The organism is Knoellia sp. S7-12 (genome assembly GCF_040518285.1).
Taxonomy (GTDB): Bacteria; Actinomycetota; Actinomycetes; order Actinomycetales; family Dermatophilaceae; genus Knoellia.
This window is the reverse complement of the sequence record NZ_CP155449.1, coordinates 1,296,781-1,313,316: the sequence shown is the minus strand read 5'-3', so window position 1 is coordinate 1,313,316 and position 16,536 is coordinate 1,296,781. Positions and strand designations below refer to the sequence as shown.

The following is a 16,536-nucleotide window of genomic DNA, read 5'->3' as shown; positions in this document are numbered from 1 at the left end:
GTCCGCGCGTTAGGGTGCCTTGGTGTACTTCACCGACAGAGGGATCGAGGAACTCGAGACGCGCAGAGGCGACGAAGAGGTCACCTTGGCCTGGCTCGCCGAACAGTTGCGCACCTTCGTGGACCTGAACCCCGATTTCGAGACACCCGTCGAGCGGCTCGCCACCTGGCTGGCTCGGCTCGATGATGAGGACGACTGAACCATGACCGACCAGATCCCCCGACCGGACTCCTCCCCAGAGGACTCCCCCAGCGACATCGAGTTCCGACCGAGCGCGGAGTTCAGCGTGCCCGGAGAAGGCCCCCGTGACGTCGCCATCGTCTTCATGGGCGACTCCATGGTGGCCGGTGTCGGCGACCCCAAGGGACAGGGATGGGTGACTCGCGTCGTCGGGCGCACCTCGCACCCAGAGGTGGAGTTCACGGCATACAACCTCGGCATCCGCGGCCAGACGAGCGGTGACGTCCTCGCACAGTGGCACCGTGAGTGCCCGCCGCGCTGGAAGTCACGTAGCGAGCGACGGCTCGTGATCTCGTTCGGCGCCAACGACATCGCCGCCGGAGTGACCCTGGCGCGCCACCGTCTCAATCTCGCCAACGTCCTCGACGAGGCTGCCAGCAACGGCGTCTCGGCATTCGTCGTGAGCAGCCCCCCAACCAGTGACGACGCGTTCAACGAGAAGCTGGCCGTCCTCGTCGAGGCGCAGGCCGACGTGTGCGCACGGCGCTCAGTCCCGTTCGTCGACTGCTTCCGACCGCTGCTCGGGCACGACCAGTGGCGTTCCGAACTCGCGGCGAGCCGCGACGGCCACCACCCCGGCCAGGCGGGCTACGGCCTCATCGCGTGGCTCGTCCTGCACAACGGCTGGAACGAGTGGCTCCAGATCTGAACCCGAGGCCCGTTCACGCGGTGAACACCACCTTGCCCGTGACCTGACCGTCGACCATCTTGGCGAAGCCCTCGCGCGCGTCAGCGAGCGGGATGACGGAGTCGATGAGGGGCTCGATGTCCTGCGCCACAACGAACTTCGCCAGCTTCTGGAGCTCGTCGCGTGTGCCCATGGTCGATCCGACGACGCGCAACTGCTTGAAGAAGATCTTGGTGAGTTCGGCCTTGGCCGGAGCATCGCCCGAGGTCGCGCCCGAGATGACGATCGTCCCACCCGGGCGAAGAGCGTTGACCGAGTGCGACCACGTCGCGGCGCCGACTGTCTCCATGACGGCATCGACGCGTTCGGGAAGGCGCTCACCCGAGGCGAAGGCGCGGTCGGCACCGAGCGTGACCGCCTGCTGGCCCTTGGCCTCATCACGGCTGGTCACCCACACACGGATGCCGGCTGCGGCGCCGAGCTGGACGAGCGCCGTGGCGACGCCGCCGGCCGCCCCCTGGACGAGGACCGTGCCTCCGGGCTGCACCTGCGAGTTCGTGAAAAGCATCCGGTATGCCGTGAGCCAGGCGGTCGGTAGGCAGGCGGCCTGCTCCCAACTGAGCTCCGCCGGCTTGGGCACGAGGTTGGAACGGGGGACGGCGACCTTGGTTGCCAGAGTGCCGTCGTGCAGTTCTGAGAGCAGGGTTCGGCGGGGGTCGAGGGTCTCGTCTCCATGCCAGCCGTCAGAGGGGATGACTGCGTGGATGAGGACCTCGTTGCCGTCCGGGTCGATGCCCGCAGCGTCACACCCCAGGACCATGGGCAACCGGTCGGCAGCCAGTCCGACGCCACGCAACGACCAGACGTCGTGGTGATTGAGAGCACTCGTCTTGAGATCGACGACGACCCAGCCGTCGCGCGCCTCGGGATCGGGCCGCTCCCCCACCTCGAGGCCTGAGAGCGGGTCTGCGGCGGACTGGGAGACGGCGTAGGCGGCGAGCATGAGTGTGACCCTACCCATGGCCCTTGTCGGGCAGTGCGACGATGTGGCCATGACCATCGACGCATTGCACCGAGCCAGTCCGGTCGTCCTCGACGGCGGCTTCGCGACCGCACTGGAGGCGCGCGGCCACGACCTGTCGGGGCGCCTCTGGTCTGCCCGGCTCCTGCGGGTGGCCCCCTTGGAGGTGGTCGCCGTGCACCGGTCCTTCGTCGACGCTGGGGCCGAGATCGTCATCAGCGCGTCGTACCAGGCGAGCTACGCGGGGTATGTCGCCGCCGGGTTGACCGAGGAGGAGTGCGACGCCGACCTCGACGCCTCGATTCGCCTGGCGCGTCAAGGTGCCGACAGCCGGGCCCTCGTCGCTGCATCCGTCGGTCCCTATGGGGCCCATCTGGCCGACGGCTCCGAGTACACCGGCTACCCGGCCGTGAGCCGGGCCACGTTGCGAGAGTTCCACGCACGCCGACTGGAGCGGCTCGTCGCGGCCGAGCCAGATCTCGTGGCGATCGAGACCATCCCCGAGGTCCTCGAAGCCGAGGTGGTGGTCGACCTGCTCACCGACATCGCTCCAGACCTGCCCTACTGGGTGTCCTTCTCCGGAGCCAGCGGTGCGCGGCTCACCGGAGGCGCACCGTTCGCCGAGGCCGTTGCCGTCGCGGGCAGCGCGGCCGTCGCCGTCGGAGTGAACTGCACTGCGCCACAGCACATTGACGAGCTCCTCGAGACAGCGGACCCCAGCGTGCCGTACGTCATCTACCCCAACGCGGGTGCGACGTACGACCCCGGCACGAAGACCTGGACGGAGGACGGATCCGCGCAGTTCGCACCAGCAACGGTGCAGCGTTGGAGCGACCTCGGAGCACGCTTCATCGGTGGCTGCTGCGGCATCGATGCGGACGGCATCCACGGGATCGCGGACGCCGTCCGCGTGTGAGCGGTGCGGGTCAGGCGAGCTGAGCCACTGCGGCCGCGACGGTGTCAGCGACACCTGGCGCGAAGACGCTCGGCACGATCTCGTCGGCCGTGGGTTCGGGCACCATCGCTGCAATGGCCTCGGCCGCAGCAAGCTTCATTGCTTCGGTGATCTGGCTCGCGCCCGAGTCGAGTGCTCCCCGGAAGATGCCCGGGAACGCCAGGACGTTGTTGATCTGGTTCGGGAAGTCCGACCGGCCCGTGGCAACCACGGCGGCATGCCGGTGTGCGACATCGGGGTGCACCTCGGGGTCCGGGTTCGCGAGCGCGAAGATGATCGAGCTCGGCGCCATCTTCGCGATCTCGGCCTCGGGCACCGTGCCACCGGAGACACCGACATAGACATCGGCGTCGACGAGTGCGGTCGCGATCTGGCCCGACAAGCCGCGAGGGTTCGTGGAGGCCGCGATGCGGTGCTTGTGCCCAGTGAGGTCGGTGCGGGTCGGCGAGATGATGCCTCTCGAGTCGCACACGACGACGTCACGCACTCCAGCCCGTTGGAGGAGCCCGGTCACGGCAACGCCGGCCGCTCCGGCACCCGCGACGACGACCCGGAGCTCGGGCAGGGAGCGACCGACGACTTTGGCTGCGTTGATGAGCCCGGCGAGCACGACGATCGCCGTGCCGTGCTGGTCGTCGTGGAAGACGGGGATGTCGAGGCGCTCCTTGAGCTGCGCCTCGATCTCGAAGCAGCGCGGAGCCGAGATGTCCTCGAGGTTGATGCCGCCGTAGGACGGTGCGATGCGGGCGATCGCGTCAACGAGCTCCTCGACGGTTCCGGTCTCCATGCACACGGGCACAGCGTCGATCTCGCCGAAGTGCTTGAAGAGGATCGCCTTGCCCTCCATCACCGGCATGGCGGCCAGAGGACCGATGTCGCCGAGCCCAAGGACTGCCGTGCCATCCGTGATCACCGCGACGGTGTTGCGACGCGCTGTGTAGCGGGCCGAGAGGCTGGGGTCCTCGGCGATCGCGCGGCAGACGTCGGCCACACCGGGTGTGTAGAGCAAGGACAGGTCGTCACGATCCCGCAGCGGCTGCGTCGCGTGTACGCCGAGCTTCCCGCCTTCGTGGGCCCGGAAGACGGGACCTTCGAAGTCGAAGCTCGAGTGCAACGGGGACGCAGACATGACGGTGGCTCCCAACAGAAAGAACATGCGCTACCGAGAAGGTCGGTGCGACGGGCCGAGTCCCGGGTGGGGGACGTCGAGAGGCGGGAGGTGTGCCGCGCTCGGCCATCCTCGCACGCTCCGAGACAGTCCGTCCCGCTCTCGGCGCGTGCGCAATGCCACAATCAGCGCGTGCGCCTCCGGTCGATTCCCCGTCCCCGTGTCGTGCGGGTGCGTGGCCGGTCCATGGAGCCGACCCTGCTTGAGGGTGACCTCCTGCTCGCCCTGTGGGGTTCCCGTGTCCGTCCCGGCGTCGTGGCCGTCGTTCGCCTTCCGCCCGACGCCACAGGTGCCTCGCGGCCGCTCTCGATCAAGCGAGTCAGCGGTGTCGACCCGGACGCCCCCGACAGGTGGTGGCTCGACTCCGACAATCCCCGTGAGGGCGTGACGTCCTTCGAGGTGGGGTCCCTCGACCAATCCGACGTCGTCGCGGTAGTCGTGGCACGGGTTTATCCCCGACCCGGCAGGGTGACCACACGGCATACGCCCTGACCCTGGCTGGTCGCGTCGTTGTAGGTTGGGAAGTGGCCACAACTCAGCCCAACGAAAGGGACGTTCATGCGCCTCCCCAGTCTGTTCAGCATCACCGATGTCAGCGCCCACTGCGACCTGCCCTGTGGCGTCTATGACCCCGCTCAGGCCCGCATCGAGGCGGAGTCGATCAAGGGGATCATTGCCAAGGTCGCCGACAACGACGATCCCGACTTCCGTACCCGCGCCGTGCTCATCAAGGAGCAGCGCTCGCAGCTCGTCAAGGAGCACCTCTGGGTGCTGTGGACCGACTACTTCAAGCCGCCGCACTTCGAGAAGTACCCCGACCTGCACACCCTCATCAACGAGGCCACCAAGTTGGCCGGCGCCTCGGGCACCAAGGGTGAGTTCGACGCCGCCAAGGCCGACGAGCTGCTCGCAAAGATCGACGAGATCGACAGGATCTTCAAGGAGACCAAGAAGGCCTGACCGCGACAGCGACTCATGATCCAAGGCCCCGGCACACGGTGTGTGCCGGGGCCTTCGACGTGCTGCCACCTGTCAGGTGGGTGGCGTCATCTTCACTGAGCGGATGAGCGCCTCGACGACTTCTGGGTCGTACTCGTATCCCAGCCCCAAGTGGATCCGCTCCAAGGCCGCGTCGATGGACGTAGCGTCGGCCCGACCGTGCGAGAAATCGTCAAAGGCGTTGGAGACCTTGATGATGCGACTCTCCAACGGCACCTTCTCGCCCCATTCGCGCACGTGGCGAAAGGGTGTTGTCTGTCCCTCCATGAGGTCGGCGACCCGGTCGAGGACCTCGGTGCGACGCACGATGCGGGCCCCCTCGGACGCGATCCTTCGCTGGTCAGCAGGTGCCGCGAGAACCGTTGCCCCGTCAGGGATCGGGGACCTCAGCCCGACCTGACCGAGGTCATGGAGCAAGGCGGCGTACTCAAGCTCTTGGACGTCCTCAGCGTGCATTCCCATGGAGCGCGCGATGCTCACCGAGCGAGCAGCCACTCGAGAGGCATGCCCTGTCGGGGTATATCCAGCGACCTCGGTGAGGCGGGACAGAGTGGCAATCGTCTGCCGGTAGGTCTCGCGGTTCGTCGTGTAGCGGCGCACCGCGAAGTACGTCAGCACCATCGGCAGCAGGCCCAAGGGCAGCGATGCCAGGCCCACGACCGGAGCCAGGAACGCCACCAGAGGTCCGGCCGCCAGTACACCCAGGGTGAGCGCCTGCGCCTCCCCCAGCTCCTCACGGAGAGTGCTCGCCACCGGCAGCGCTCGTCGCTTGGCCCGCACCAGGCCGGTGAGAACCAAGTCGACATAGAGTCCCGCGGCTGCTGCACCCATCATCACGAGAGCGACAAGCCACTCCGGGCGGCCTGGATCCAACAGCCACGCCCAAGCGCCGCCACCCCCGAACGACGGGGCGCGCAGGACTGCGGCAGTGACGCCTACTGCGATGGTGCGGGCAGCAACGATGTACCACTCGGAAGCGCGACCCGTGATTCGTCGCAGAAGCAGCCCAACACTCAAAGCCGCAGAGACAACGAGGCTGATGACTCCCGCGGAAACGTCGAACGTTGGTTGTCCGTAAACCGGTCCAAGAACCGCCAACGCGATCGCGGACGCTGTCGCCACCGGAGCCACCACCCGACCGGACGGCATACGCACCCTGAAGAACTCACCCACAACGATGGCCACTGGAAAGGCAACGAAGACCGACCGATGTTCTTTGATGGAGTCGATGATCGTGGCGTGTTCGGTCGCCAGGGACCAGACGACTGTGACAGCTGCGAGAAAGAGCACCACCGGTTCGGCCCTGAGCTGCGGGCGCCTCACACGCCCACCTCATCAACCTGTGACTCACGCAGGGTCGCGACCCGGATGAGGGCATCAAGTACCGCTTCGTGCCCTGGACCTGAGGCATCCCTGAGGCGCGAGATGGCCACCTGAGCCGGCACGGCATCAGGCCCCATACGCATCAGATCGAAGTCGTCAGCTGCGTGAACGATCTCAGCACCGAGTGACTTTGAGCCCGGCAGTGCGACCTCACTCATCACTGCGGAGGCACCCTCAAGGAAAGGAAGGTCGCGCAACATCGCCAAGCCGCGCTGGGCAGCCGCTTCCGCTCCGGGCCCTTCGGTACCCGGAGCCACAACCACACGACCGAGATCGTGCAGAAGGCCCGCGGTACGAACGTCAGCGACCGCCTGCGGACCCAGACCAAGATCCTGAGCCATCCCCGCTGCCAGAGTCGACACCCGACCGCTGTGGCCCTCCAAACTCGGGTCCCGAGTCTCGATGGCGGCCACCAGTGCGCCCAACGCACGCTCCCGCGCATGGCGTTCCTCCCCGTAGAGGAGGAGCGCCCATCGCGCACCCATGAGCGGCGCCAGAACCACGAGTACCGAAACCTCTTCCATCCCGGCCGGCATCCAGAGAATCACCACGATGAAGGCGATGACTGCATACCCGAGCTGGGTGAGTCCCGTACCGGACATGAGGCTGATCAGTTGGAGGCGCACCGGAATGCCATTGCTGAGCCGGACGATTCCAGAGAGAAGCAGGGCGTTGATCACCAAGAACACGGCCCCCGCCACGACAAGGGGACCGCCAACCCTGAGACTCAATTCGTCCAGGCCACGAAGGTTGGACGAGTCGAAGAAACCACCAAGTGCGGTGTAGACCAAACCCGCCGACATCGCAGAGCACGCCCCCATGACGGCGTTGAACCACCGAACACGCCACTGCCCTCGGCGGAACACACCAGTCGTGAGCCCCACCAATCCTGCTCCGAAGGGACCAAGAATCGCGACAGCGGCCAACGTGACGACGTCAGATGCCGCTGCGGAGGCCCGACCTCCGACATCGGCTGCGGGCAACCACCAACCGGCCGCACCGAGGATCACGAGGACAGCCAGATCGCTGGCATCGTTCAACGGGGGCGACTCGCGGATGCACAGGAACGCCAGCGCGATCGCAACCACGGAAGTCGCGACGATATAGATCCACACGCGGACGTGTGGACCCGAGGTTGCGATCACGAGTCGGCAGCGGCTTCCTTTTGGCTCAGCCGTTCCAGGCCCAACCGTACTGGATCGTTGTGGCTGTCTTCAGACCAGCCTTGCCGTCGGCCTGAGCAGCCGAGGCGCCGAAGATTCCGACGAGGGAGAAGAGGAGGGCAACAGCGGCGAGACGGATAGCGCGCATGATGAGACCTTTCGCTGGTCCCGACCAGGGAGGTCAGGACGATTTGTACATCGTCCCATGCATCTCAGGTGTGCGACAATGTCAGTGACGCACGAGTGACCTGTGGGGCCCTTGGCACCGTCAGGGCTCATGGTCGCCCGTTCACACCCGATACTCGAGGAGACCCCATGAGCAAGCGCGCCCGCAAGCGCCGCTCGCGCAAGGGCAACAAGGCCAACCACGGCCGCAAGCCCAACGCCTGAGCACTGCGCAGTAGATGACGAAGGGGCAACCGCCGCATGGTGGTCGCCCCTTCGTCGCGTCCGGGGCCGGGGCGCCCGGTAGCTGCTGTTCTCAGCCGTCGAGTTCGATCCGCACCATGGTGATCCTTTGCAGGATCTGCACCCGGAGCTGATCTGGGCACGCCTCGGAGGCGCCTATGCGTCGCACCGCGGCCTTGACCGCGCGGTCGAGGTCGTGCTCGTGGAGGCACGGCCCGCAGGCCTCGAGGTGCTGAGCCACCCTGGCGACGTCGGCCGGTTGCATCTCGCCGTCGAGGTACTCATAGATCCGGTGCAGAACCTCCGAGCACTCGGCGTGGGACTCCGAATGAGATCCAGCGTGGGACTCGACACCAGAGTCAGTCTGGTTGCCGTTGACGTTCTCGTTCACGACGAGACCTCCTTGCCGAAGCCGCGCTCGGCGGCATACTCAGTCAGCATTTCGCGGAGCTGACGTCGTCCGCGGTGGAGTCGTGACATCACGGTGCCAATGGGCGTTCCCATGATCTCGGCGATCTCCTTGTAGGCGAAGCCCTCGACGTCGGCGAGGTAGACCGCCATCCGGAAGTCCTCGGGGAGATCCTGAAGGGCCCGCTTCACCTCGGAGTCGGGCAGGTGGTCGAGGGCTTGTGCCTCGGCCGACTTCAGGCCGGAACTCGTGTGCGACTCGGCTCGAGCGAGTTGGTAGTCCTCGACCTCGGCCGCATCGGACTGCAACGGCTCGCGCTGCTTCTTGCGATAGGTGTTGATGTAGGTGTTCGTGAGGATGCGATACATCCAGGCCCGGAGGTTGGTCCCGGGCTTGTATTGGTGGAACGCGGCGAAAGCCTTCGCGTAGGTCTCCTGCAGGAGGTCCTCGGCATCGGCCGGGTTGCGGGTCGTCCGCATGGCGGCGGCGTAGAGCTGGTCGATCAGCGGCAGGGCCTCCGCTTCGAAGCGTGCCTGACGCTCCGCCAGTGTCTCGGTCGCGACATCCACCGTGGGCTCGTCGCTGGTCGTCTGTGGTGTGCTCATCGCACTCCACCCTAGACCCGTCTCTGCGGGTGACGTCGTGTTCAGGACGAGCACGGATCAGACCTTTCGGTGACGCGATGCAACCGTTGGACGGGTGCGGGACCTTGGTGTCAACAGGCGGCAGAGATGCACCATTCCCCGCGTGTAGCGTTTGCGCATGACCACGCCGACCACGTCCTCCTTCGTCACCCTGCTCGGGGAGCAGGTTCGCCACGAGTTCACCGCGAGTCAGCAATACATCGCCATCGCGATCTGGTTCGACGACCTGGACCTCCCCCGGCTCGCCGAGCGCTTCTACGCGCAGAGCGTCGAGGAGCGCAACCACGCCATGATGATGGTGCGCTACATGCTGGACCGTGACTGGGAAGTCGAGATCCCCGGCGTCGACGCGGTGCGCAACGCCTTCGAGCGGCCGGCTGAGCCCATCGCTCTCGCGCTCCAGCAAGAGAAGGCCGTCACCGAGCAGTGCGAGGCGCTCTTCCGCGCCGCCCGCGCCGAGGGTGATGTCCTCAGTGAGCAGTTCATGCTGTGGTTCCTCAAGGAGCAGGTCGAGGAGGTCTCATCGATGAACACCCTGCTCACGATCACCGAGCGCGCAGGTGCGGACTGGTTCCAGATCGAGGAGCACCTGGCCCGCGAGCCCCAGGCCGAGCCCACGGACAACTCCGCCCCCGAAGCCGCGGGCGGCGCGCTCTGAGCCTCCCCTAGCTAACCTGCCGGGTCAGTACACCTAGCTGACCGTCTCGAGGAAGGCGCGCGCCGCCTCGACGAGCGGAACGGTCACCTTGATCGTGTGCTCACCCTTGACGGCGGTGACGTATGCCGGGTCCGCGAGTTCTGCTCGCACCTCACCCGGGGTTCCGAACGGGTCCCGCTCCCCTTGGATGACGTGGAGAGGGATACCTGCGGCCACGGGAAGTCGCAGCTCGTCGGCGCGCGACACCTCTGGTTTGCCCGGCGGATGCAACGGGAACGACAGACAGAGCACGGCGTCTGCCCCGAGCTCGGCGGCCGTGCGGCAGCTGACGCGGGCACCGTTGCTCTTGCCCGACAGGACCAAGGGTCCGGGCAGCCGCCCACGACCGCTGCGCAACGCCAGCACCACGGGGAGCCAGGCCTCGTCCTGCGGGACGGGACGCGGCGGCATACGCCGTCCGGCAACGCCCCACGCCTGCTGCACGAAGGCCACTGCCCAGCCACTCTCGACGAGGCCATCGCGCACAGCAGTGAGGTCGACGCCGCCGAGGCGGCCACTCGCGCCGTGCGTGAGGATCACGGTGCCGCGAGCGCGCGGCGGCCGCATCACGTGGGCGTGCGCCGGTCCCAGAGGAGTGTCGACCTCGACGAGCCGCCGCGTGGTCATAACGGGGATCCGATGATTTCGCCGGTCATGGGGTCGACGACACCGTGGAGCTCGGATGCTGGGAGCGGGTCAAGCAGCTGGGGCCCGTTCGACCGGTTGCTGCTCACGGCCCGAGAGACGGGGTATGCCGTGAAGCGTCCCGGCTCGCGTGGCCGCAGCAGCGCGGCCACGTGGCCGACGTCGGTGAGCTCGGGGTCGAGCCACGCCTGCCAGTCGTCCTGGTCGAGGACAAGGGGCTGGCGGTCGTGGATGCGGTCAAGCCCCGGCTCGGCCTCGGTCGTGATGATCGTGAACGTCGTGAGCCATGCGGCGGGATCGTCGTTGCCGGCCACGGCAGGATCGCGCCAGAACTCGTAGAGCCCGGCGAACGCGCAACTTGCACCGTTGTCACGCGAGGTGAAGAACGGCTGCTTGAGCGCCTTGCCCTTGGCATCGGTGGCGGTCGGCGAGACCTGCCACTCGTACCAACCCCGCGCCGGGACGAGACACCGCCGCCGTGCTGCGGCCTTGGCGTAGGCCGGCTTCACCAGCACCGACTCGGCGCGAGCATTGATCATCCGCACACCGGACTTCGGGTCCTTGGACCAGCTCGGGACGAGCCCCCAGGTGAGCAGTCGGAGCTGGCGCGCCGGCGCCCCGTCGGCGTCGCCTCGTGGAGATCGGGTGAGGATGACCGGTGCTTGCTTGGTCGGGGCCATGTTGTGGTCAGGGCTGCCCGGTGGAGGCGACTGAGGGTTGACGAGGACACTGCGAGTGGGCTCGGTCAAGCGGTCGTCGTCGACCTCGAACTCAAGAGTCAACTCGTCAGGGTTGGCCGTTGCCGCGTAGCGCCCGCACATGTGACCAAATCTACGCACTGGCAATGACAACGGCACAGACAGCATCGGCACCCTCTCTGACCCTCGCAGACACGGATCAGGCCTCACCAACTACGGTAGGTGAAGGTCCACGATCCGTTCCGACCCTGAGGAGGACGCATGTCTCTGGTGCGTCGTGTTGCCCGTCCCATGCTCGCCGCCATGTTCGTCGTGGGAGGTCTCGACCAGCTCAAGCACCCGGGCGCCAAGGCCAAGGCCGCCGGCCCCGTGCTCGACCAGGCGAAGAGGCTCGGCCTGCCCGACGACCCCGAGCTTCTCGTGCGCGCCAACGGTGTGGCCATGGTGGGCGGTGGCGCGCTCCTCGCCACGGGACACGTCCCGCGCCTGGCGTCCACGGTCCTCGCCGCCACTCTGTTGCCGACGACCCTGGCGGCACACCCGTTCTGGGAGGAGTCTGACCCACAGACGCGGGCCCAGCAGAAGATCCAGTTCCTCAAGAACCTCGGCCTCCTCGGCGGTCTGCTCCTCGCCGCGGTCGACACCGACGGCAAGCCCAGCCTGTCCTATCGCGCCCACCTCGCTGGTGAGAGCGCGCAACGCACCGCTCGCACGACGAAGCGCGAGGCCCGGCACGCTGCCAAAGCCGCTCGACGCGAGGCACGACTGAAGGCGGCCCAGGCCAAGAATGCCCTCACCTGACTGGACCAGCCCGGCCGCTGACGGACCGGTCGACGCCACCATCGACCTCCCCGGAAGCAAGTCGCTGACCAACCGCTTCCTCGTTCTGGCCGCGCGCGCGGGCGGGGTCTCACGGTTGAGGTCTCCGCTCCGCTCCCGGGACACCCTGCTCATGGCTGACGCTCTGCGCAGCCTCGGGGTCGAGGTCGACGACGTCGACGGCGAGGACTGGCTCGTGACACCGAGTGACGCCATGGGCGAGGCGGCCGTCGACTGCGGCCTCGCGGGCACCGTCATGCGGTTCGTACCTCCCCTTGCTGCCCTCGCGCAGGGCCCCGTCCGCTTCGACGGGGACCCGCATGCCCGAACCCGCCCCATGGGCCCGGCACTGTCGGCCCTGCGAACGCTCGGCGTCGACATCGACGACGACGGGCGCGGCGCGCTGCCGTTCATCGTCCGCGGCACGGGGTCGGTCCGCGGTGGAGCCGTGACCCTCGATGCCTCGGCGTCGTCGCAGTTCATCTCTGCACTCCTGCTGTCCGCTCCGCACTACGACGCGGGCGTGACGATCCACCACGAGGGCAAGCCTGTGCCCAGCCAGCCGCACATCGACATGACGGTCGAGGCGCTGCGCGACGCTGGAGCCGACGTCGACGACACCGAAGCCAACACCTGGCGGGTCGAACCGGGCCAGCTCAACTCCCTCGACGTCCAGATCGAACCCGATCTCTCCAATGCCGCGCCCTTCCTCGCCGCCGCCCTCGTCACGGGTGGTCGGGTGCGCATCGCCAGCTGGCCGCAGCACACGACGCAGGCCGGTGACGAGATCCGCGACATCCTCGACGAGATGGGCGCCGACGTGAGCCTGGCGCGCGACGGGCTCACGGTGAGTGCGGTCGACGGCTTCAGCGGTGTCGACGTCGACCTGCACGATGCCAGCGAACTCACTCCGGTCGTCGCAGCCCTGGCCGCACTCGCCGAAGGACCCACCCTCATCCGCGGGGTCGCACACATCCGTGGCCACGAGACCGACCGCCTCGCCGCGCTCGCCCGCGAGCTCGGCGCGCTCGGCGCGCTGGTCACCGAGACCGAGGATGGCCTGCACATCCGGCCACGCCCCCTCTCCCCCACGACCTTCCACACCTATGCCGACCACCGCATGGTGATGGCAGGTGCCGTCATCGGTCTGGCAGTGCCCGGTGTCGTCGTCGAAGACGTCGGCACCGTGGCCAAGACGCTGCCCACGTTCACCGATCTCTGGGCAGGCATGCTCGGGCGGGCCGCGGCCCAAGGACGCATTGCCTGATGGCGCGATCCACGAGCGACTACGACGAATCGGACGCCAAGGTCCGGCCCAACAAGCGTGGAAGTCGCCCTCGATCGAAGGACCGCCCGGCCCACCTCGACGCCGTCCCCGGCATGGCGATCGGTGTCGACCGCGGCCGATACCAGGTTCTCATGGAGCCCGGATCCGACAACGAGCGTACGGTGACAGCCATGCGGGCGCGTGAGCTCGGACGCAAGGGCATCGTCGTCGGAGACGACGTCTTCCTCGTCGGTGACGTGTCGGGCAGCCCCGACGCCCTGGCCCGCGTCGTGCGCGTGGGGAAACGGCGAACCCTCCTGCGACGCACGGCTGACGACACCGACCCCGTCGAGCGCGTCATCGTGTCCAACGCCGACCAGCTCGTCGTCGTCTGCGCCTTGGCCAACCCCGAGCCCAGGCCCAGACTCATCGACCGGTGCCTCGTCGCGGCATACGACGCAGGGATGTCGCCCCTGCTCGCGCTCACGAAGGCCGACCTCGCCGACCCTGCTCCCTTCCTGGAGAACTACGCACCTCTCGAGGTTCCTGCCGTCATCACGGCAACCACCGAGAGCGATGGAACTGACGGGCTCGAAACCGTTCGGGACGCCTTGCGTGGACACGTCAGCGTGCTCGTGGGGCACTCGGGGGTGGGCAAGTCCACCCTCGTCAACGCTCTCGTCCCCAACGCCTACCGCGCAGTCGGCATGGTCAACGACGTGACCGGACGCGGGCGGCACACGTCGACGTCAGCGGTGGCGCTGCGCCTGCCCGACGGCGACGGCTGGGTCATCGACACCCCCGGTATCCGTTCCTTCGGTCTGGCCCACGTCGACCCTGAGCGCATTGTCACCCACTTCCCCGAGCTCGAGGCCGGCACCGACGGCTGTCCCCGGGGCTGCTCACACGACGAGGAGGAATGCGCCCTCGACGCGTGGGTTGCCGACGGCCACGCCGGGCCGTCCGGCGTCTCGCGCCTTGAGTCGCTGCGTCGGCTGCTGCGAACCCGCCACCCCCAGACCGGCGACTGACAACCTCGACCCGCGCGCCGCTGTCCCTGCCGAGCCGAGCCAGACGCAGGTATGCCGTCCGCTCGGTGAGCGGACGGCATACAACGTGCTTGGGTGAGCGGGTCAGACCTTCGGATCGCGCTTTTCGCGCGGTTCGTCGTCGCTGGTCCGGTAGATGTCATGGGGCCGGTCGAGAGGGCCCTCGCCCTCGCCGAGAGAGTCCGACCGTTCGGCCATGGTCGCCGCGTCCGCCGGTGCAAGGCTGTCGTCAGCCCCGAAGGAGGCATGGTCCACCACATCCGTGCTCGCAAAGCGAGAGTCCGGCCGGAGCCCTGTCACGTCAATTGTTTCGACGATGACCCGCGGCTCCGCGAACAGACACGCCGACCTGTGCGCGGCGACACCATCGGGGCGGTCCATCAGCTCCGGATCGTCGACCTTGCAGCGGTCCTGTGCCTTGAAGCACCGCGTGTGGAAGCGGCAGCCCGACGGTGGGTTCGCCGGCGACGGGACATCACCCGTGAGGACGATCTGCTCGCGCTTGCCACGCATCGTCGGATCGGGGACGGGCACCGCAGACAGGAGGGCCTGCGTGTAGGGATGGGTCGGCCGCTGATAGATCTCTTCCTCGGTGCCGAGCTCGACCATGCGGCCGAGATACATGACGCCGACCCGGTCGGAGATGTGACGCACGACGGAGAGGTCGTGGGCGATGAAGATGTAGGACAGCCCAAGTTCGTTCTGCAACTTCTCCATGAGGTTGATGACCTGGGCCTGCACCGAGACATCGAGAGCAGACACCGGCTCGTCACAGATGAGCACCTTCGGGCGAAGGGCGATGCCCCGGGCGATGCCGATGCGCTGACGCTGACCGCCGGAGAACTGGTGCGGGTAGCGGCTGATGTGCTCCGGGTTGAGTCCGACGAGCTCGAGCAGCTCCTGGACCGCCCTCTTGCGGCCCGCCTTGGGAACGACGTCCTGGTGGATGTCGAACGGCTCGCCGATGATGTCGCCGACCGTCTTGCGCGGGTTGAGGGAGGTGTAGGGGTCCTGGAAGACGATCTGAATGTCGCGGCGGACCGCGCGCATCTCCTTGTTGTTCAAGCTGTACATGTCGTGACCGTCGAAGTTCAACGTGCCCGCCGTGGGCTCCTCGAGCCGCATGAGCATGCGACCCAGAGTCGACTTGCCACAGCCGGACTCACCGACGATTCCGAGGGTCTCGCCACGGCGCAGCTCGAACGAGACTCCGTCGACGGCCCTGACGTTCTGCTTGCCCGTCGACCGCAGGATGCCGTCCCGGATGGGGTAGTGCTTGACGAGGTTGTCGGCCTTGAGAATGATGTCGTCAGCCATTGAGGACCTCCTCGGCGAAGTGGCAGGCGGACTGTTGCTGACCCACGGTGCGCAGTGCGGGCTCGTCCGTGCGGCAGATGTCCTGGGCCATCCGACAGCGCGGGTTGAAGGCACATCCCGGGGGGATGCGCATGAGGTTGGGTGGGAGCCCACCGATGGCCGCCAAGGTCTGACCCTTCTGGTCCAGTCGCGGGATCGACTCGAGCAACCCGCGGGTGTAGGGGTGCGCCGGGTGCGCGTAGAGGTCTTCGATCTCCGCCTGGGCGACGATCCGACCGGCATACATGACCGCCGCACGGTCGGCCACGTCAGCAACGACACCGAGGTCGTGAGTGATCAGGATGAGCCCCATCTGGCGCTCCTCCTGGAGCTCTGCGAGCAGCGCCATGATCTGCGCCTGAACGGTGACGTCCAGCGCCGTGGTCGGCTCGTCGGCGATGAGGACCGCCGGGTCGAGCGAGATGGCCATCGCGATCATGATGCGCTGGCGCATGCCGCCCGAGAACTGGTGCGGATACTGCTTGACCCGCTCCTTGGCCGCCGGGATCGCCACGCGCTCCATGAGGCGGACGGCCTGTGCGTAGGCGTCGGACTTGTTCATGCCACGGTGCTTGCGGAACATCTCACCGATCTGCCAGCCCACCGGGAATACCGGGTTGAGGGCGCTCAGTGCGTCCTGGAAGATCATCGAGATCTCCGGACCGCGGATCAGGCGACGCTGTTCCTCCGGCATCGTCAACAGGTCCTGGCCGCAGTAGCGGATCGCCCCTGAGGGGATGACGGCCGGCGGCATGTCGAGAATGCCCATGATCGCCTGAGCCGTGACGGACTTGCCGGAGCCGGACTCACCGAGGATGGCGAGGGTCTCGCCCTGGTGGAGGTTGAAGGAGACGCCGTTGATCGCCTTGGCGGCGCCACCGGGGGTGTGGAACTCGACGAAGAGCTCGTCCACCTCGAGTAACGTGCCATCCGGCGCGGCCTTGTATGCAGAGTCGGTCTTGTGCGCTGGAACAACTGCGGTCATGT

The 16,536-nt window shown here is 67.4% G+C and carries 20 protein-coding genes; 9 read left to right on the top strand and 11 right to left on the bottom strand.

All coding sequences use genetic code 11. The features are described from left to right. The first annotated feature begins 22 nt into the window (after positions 1-22). Together V6K52_RS06375 and V6K52_RS06370 are read left to right on the top strand one after the other, a co-directional pair. Positions 23-199: a DUF6104 family protein gene (locus V6K52_RS06375; protein ID WP_353953047.1), complete on the top strand. Its 177-nt coding sequence runs from the start codon at positions 23-25 to the stop codon at positions 197-199. A 3-nt stretch (positions 200-202) separates the two neighbouring features. Beyond that, positions 203-889, top strand: coding sequence for a GDSL-type esterase/lipase family protein (locus tag V6K52_RS06370; protein WP_353953046.1), 687 nt, complete (start codon positions 203-205; stop codon positions 887-889). A gap of 13 nt (positions 890-902) precedes the next feature. Here the strand turns inward: V6K52_RS06370 and V6K52_RS06365 are convergent, their stop codons facing one another. Next, positions 903-1,871 (bottom strand): zinc-binding dehydrogenase, encoded by a 969-nt coding sequence (locus V6K52_RS06365; protein WP_353953045.1) that lies wholly within the window; start codon positions 1,869-1,871, stop codon positions 903-905. Positions 1,872-1,920: 49 nt separating this feature from the next. Between V6K52_RS06365 and mmuM the strand changes: the two genes are divergently transcribed. Further along, positions 1,921-2,805 (top strand): homocysteine S-methyltransferase, encoded by an 885-nt coding sequence (gene mmuM / locus V6K52_RS06360; protein WP_353953044.1) that lies wholly within the window; start codon positions 1,921-1,923, stop codon positions 2,803-2,805. Between the two features lie 10 nt (positions 2,806-2,815). Here mmuM and V6K52_RS06355 read toward each other — a convergent pair whose 3' ends face one another. Beyond that, on the bottom strand, positions 2,816-3,973 hold the full coding sequence (locus V6K52_RS06355) for an NADP-dependent malic enzyme (RefSeq protein WP_353953043.1): 1,158 nt from the start codon (positions 3,971-3,973) through the stop codon (positions 2,816-2,818). A 171-nt stretch (positions 3,974-4,144) separates the two neighbouring features. On the opposite strand from V6K52_RS06355, the gene V6K52_RS06350 reads away from it, so the two are divergent. Both V6K52_RS06350 and sodN read left to right on the top strand, forming a co-directional pair. After that, a complete protein-coding gene (locus V6K52_RS06350) occupies positions 4,145-4,504 on the top strand; it encodes a S24 family peptidase (protein WP_353953042.1) in 360 nt (119 codons plus the stop codon). 66 nt (positions 4,505-4,570) lie between these two features. Further along, positions 4,571-4,972, top strand: a complete 402-nt coding sequence (gene sodN / locus V6K52_RS06345; RefSeq protein WP_353953041.1) for a superoxide dismutase, Ni — start codon at positions 4,571-4,573, stop codon at positions 4,970-4,972. Positions 4,973-5,044: 72 nt separating this feature from the next. Here the strand turns inward: sodN and V6K52_RS06340 are convergent, their stop codons facing one another. From V6K52_RS06340 to V6K52_RS06320, 5 genes are all read right to left on the bottom strand, one after another. Further along, positions 5,045-6,334, bottom strand: a complete 1,290-nt coding sequence (locus V6K52_RS06340) for an HD domain-containing phosphohydrolase (protein ID WP_353953040.1) — start codon at positions 6,332-6,334, stop codon at positions 5,045-5,047. After that, the gene (locus tag V6K52_RS06335; RefSeq protein ID WP_353953039.1) at positions 6,331-7,482 is read right to left on the bottom strand and encodes an HD domain-containing protein; all 1,152 of its coding nucleotides are present in this window, start codon (positions 7,480-7,482) and stop codon (positions 6,331-6,333) included. The genes V6K52_RS06340 and V6K52_RS06335 overlap by 4 nt, the downstream gene beginning before the upstream one ends. An 82-nt stretch (positions 7,483-7,564) precedes the next feature. Continuing rightward, positions 7,565-7,705 (bottom strand): hypothetical protein, encoded by a 141-nt coding sequence (locus tag V6K52_RS06330; protein ID WP_353953038.1) that lies wholly within the window; start codon positions 7,703-7,705, stop codon positions 7,565-7,567. Between the two features lie 333 nt (positions 7,706-8,038). Continuing rightward, a complete protein-coding gene (gene rsrA / locus V6K52_RS06325) occupies positions 8,039-8,356 on the bottom strand; it encodes a mycothiol system anti-sigma-R factor (RefSeq protein WP_353953037.1) in 318 nt (105 codons plus the stop codon). Next, positions 8,353-8,979, bottom strand: coding sequence for a sigma-70 family RNA polymerase sigma factor (locus V6K52_RS06320; protein ID WP_353953036.1), 627 nt, complete (start codon positions 8,977-8,979; stop codon positions 8,353-8,355). The genes rsrA and V6K52_RS06320 overlap by 4 nt, the downstream gene beginning before the upstream one ends. A gap of 157 nt (positions 8,980-9,136) precedes the next feature. Between V6K52_RS06320 and V6K52_RS06315 the strand changes: the two genes are divergently transcribed. Continuing rightward, on the top strand, positions 9,137-9,676 hold the full coding sequence (locus V6K52_RS06315) for a ferritin (protein ID WP_353953035.1): 540 nt from the start codon (positions 9,137-9,139) through the stop codon (positions 9,674-9,676). 33 nt (positions 9,677-9,709) lie between these two features. Here the strand turns inward: V6K52_RS06315 and V6K52_RS06310 are convergent, their stop codons facing one another. After that, positions 9,710-10,342, bottom strand: coding sequence for an alpha/beta family hydrolase (locus tag V6K52_RS06310; protein ID WP_353953034.1), 633 nt, complete (start codon positions 10,340-10,342; stop codon positions 9,710-9,712). Then, complete coding sequence (locus tag V6K52_RS06305; protein WP_353953033.1) at positions 10,339-11,181, bottom strand: SOS response-associated peptidase; 843 nt, start codon at positions 11,179-11,181, stop codon at positions 10,339-10,341. Before V6K52_RS06305 ends, V6K52_RS06310 begins: the two co-directional genes overlap by 4 nt. Positions 11,182-11,319: 138 nt before the next feature. On the opposite strand from V6K52_RS06305, the gene V6K52_RS06300 reads away from it, so the two are divergent. The 3 genes from V6K52_RS06300 to rsgA are packed head-to-tail and all read left to right on the top strand — an operon-like array spanning position 11,320 to position 14,175. Next, positions 11,320-11,859, top strand: a complete 540-nt coding sequence (locus tag V6K52_RS06300; protein WP_353953032.1) for a DoxX family protein — start codon at positions 11,320-11,322, stop codon at positions 11,857-11,859. Next, a complete protein-coding gene (gene aroA / locus V6K52_RS06295; protein ID WP_353953031.1) occupies positions 11,846-13,144 on the top strand; it encodes a 3-phosphoshikimate 1-carboxyvinyltransferase in 1,299 nt (432 codons plus the stop codon). The genes V6K52_RS06300 and aroA overlap by 14 nt, the downstream gene beginning before the upstream one ends. Then, on the top strand, positions 13,144-14,175 hold the full coding sequence (gene rsgA, locus V6K52_RS06290; protein ID WP_353953030.1) for a ribosome small subunit-dependent GTPase A: 1,032 nt from the start codon (positions 13,144-13,146) through the stop codon (positions 14,173-14,175). The genes aroA and rsgA overlap by 1 nt, the downstream gene beginning before the upstream one ends. 102 nt (positions 14,176-14,277) lie before the next feature. On the opposite strand, the gene V6K52_RS06285 is transcribed toward rsgA, so the two are convergent. After that, on the bottom strand, positions 14,278-15,510 hold the full coding sequence (locus V6K52_RS06285; RefSeq protein ID WP_353953029.1) for a dipeptide ABC transporter ATP-binding protein: 1,233 nt from the start codon (positions 15,508-15,510) through the stop codon (positions 14,278-14,280). Further along, positions 15,503-16,534, bottom strand: a complete 1,032-nt coding sequence (locus V6K52_RS06280) for an ABC transporter ATP-binding protein (protein WP_353953028.1) — start codon at positions 16,532-16,534, stop codon at positions 15,503-15,505. The genes V6K52_RS06285 and V6K52_RS06280 overlap by 8 nt, the downstream gene beginning before the upstream one ends. Positions 16,535-16,536: the final 2 nt, after the last annotated feature.

Bases quoted from the DNA above. Each gene is read 5' to 3' on its own strand.
- V6K52_RS06370 (WP_353953046.1), top strand. From the start codon at position 203: ATGACCGACCAGATCCCCCGACCGGACTCCTCCCCAGAGGACTCCCCC.
- V6K52_RS06365 (WP_353953045.1), bottom strand. From the start codon at position 1,871: ATGCTCGCCGCCTACGCCGTCTCCCAGTCCGCCGCAGACCCGCTCTCA.
- mmuM (WP_353953044.1), top strand. From the start codon at position 1,921: ATGACCATCGACGCATTGCACCGAGCCAGTCCGGTCGTCCTCGACGGC.
- V6K52_RS06355 (WP_353953043.1), bottom strand. From the start codon at position 3,973: ATGTCTGCGTCCCCGTTGCACTCGAGCTTCGACTTCGAAGGTCCCGTC.
- sodN (WP_353953041.1), top strand. From the start codon at position 4,571: ATGCGCCTCCCCAGTCTGTTCAGCATCACCGATGTCAGCGCCCACTGC.
- V6K52_RS06330 (WP_353953038.1), bottom strand. From the start codon at position 7,705: ATGCGCGCTATCCGTCTCGCCGCTGTTGCCCTCCTCTTCTCCCTCGTC.
- V6K52_RS06320 (WP_353953036.1), bottom strand. From the start codon at position 8,979: ATGAGCACACCACAGACGACCAGCGACGAGCCCACGGTGGATGTCGCG.
- V6K52_RS06315 (WP_353953035.1), top strand. From the start codon at position 9,137: ATGACCACGCCGACCACGTCCTCCTTCGTCACCCTGCTCGGGGAGCAG.
- V6K52_RS06310 (WP_353953034.1), bottom strand. From the start codon at position 10,342: ATGACCACGCGGCGGCTCGTCGAGGTCGACACTCCTCTGGGACCGGCG.
- V6K52_RS06305 (WP_353953033.1), bottom strand. From the start codon at position 11,181: ATGTGCGGGCGCTACGCGGCAACGGCCAACCCTGACGAGTTGACTCTT.
- V6K52_RS06300 (WP_353953032.1), top strand. From the start codon at position 11,320: ATGTCTCTGGTGCGTCGTGTTGCCCGTCCCATGCTCGCCGCCATGTTC.
- aroA (WP_353953031.1), top strand. From the start codon at position 11,846: ATGCCCTCACCTGACTGGACCAGCCCGGCCGCTGACGGACCGGTCGAC.
- rsgA (WP_353953030.1), top strand. From the start codon at position 13,144: ATGGCGCGATCCACGAGCGACTACGACGAATCGGACGCCAAGGTCCGG.
- V6K52_RS06285 (WP_353953029.1), bottom strand. From the start codon at position 15,510: ATGGCTGACGACATCATTCTCAAGGCCGACAACCTCGTCAAGCACTAC.
- V6K52_RS06280 (WP_353953028.1), bottom strand. From the start codon at position 16,534: ATGACCGCAGTTGTTCCAGCGCACAAGACCGACTCTGCATACAAGGCC.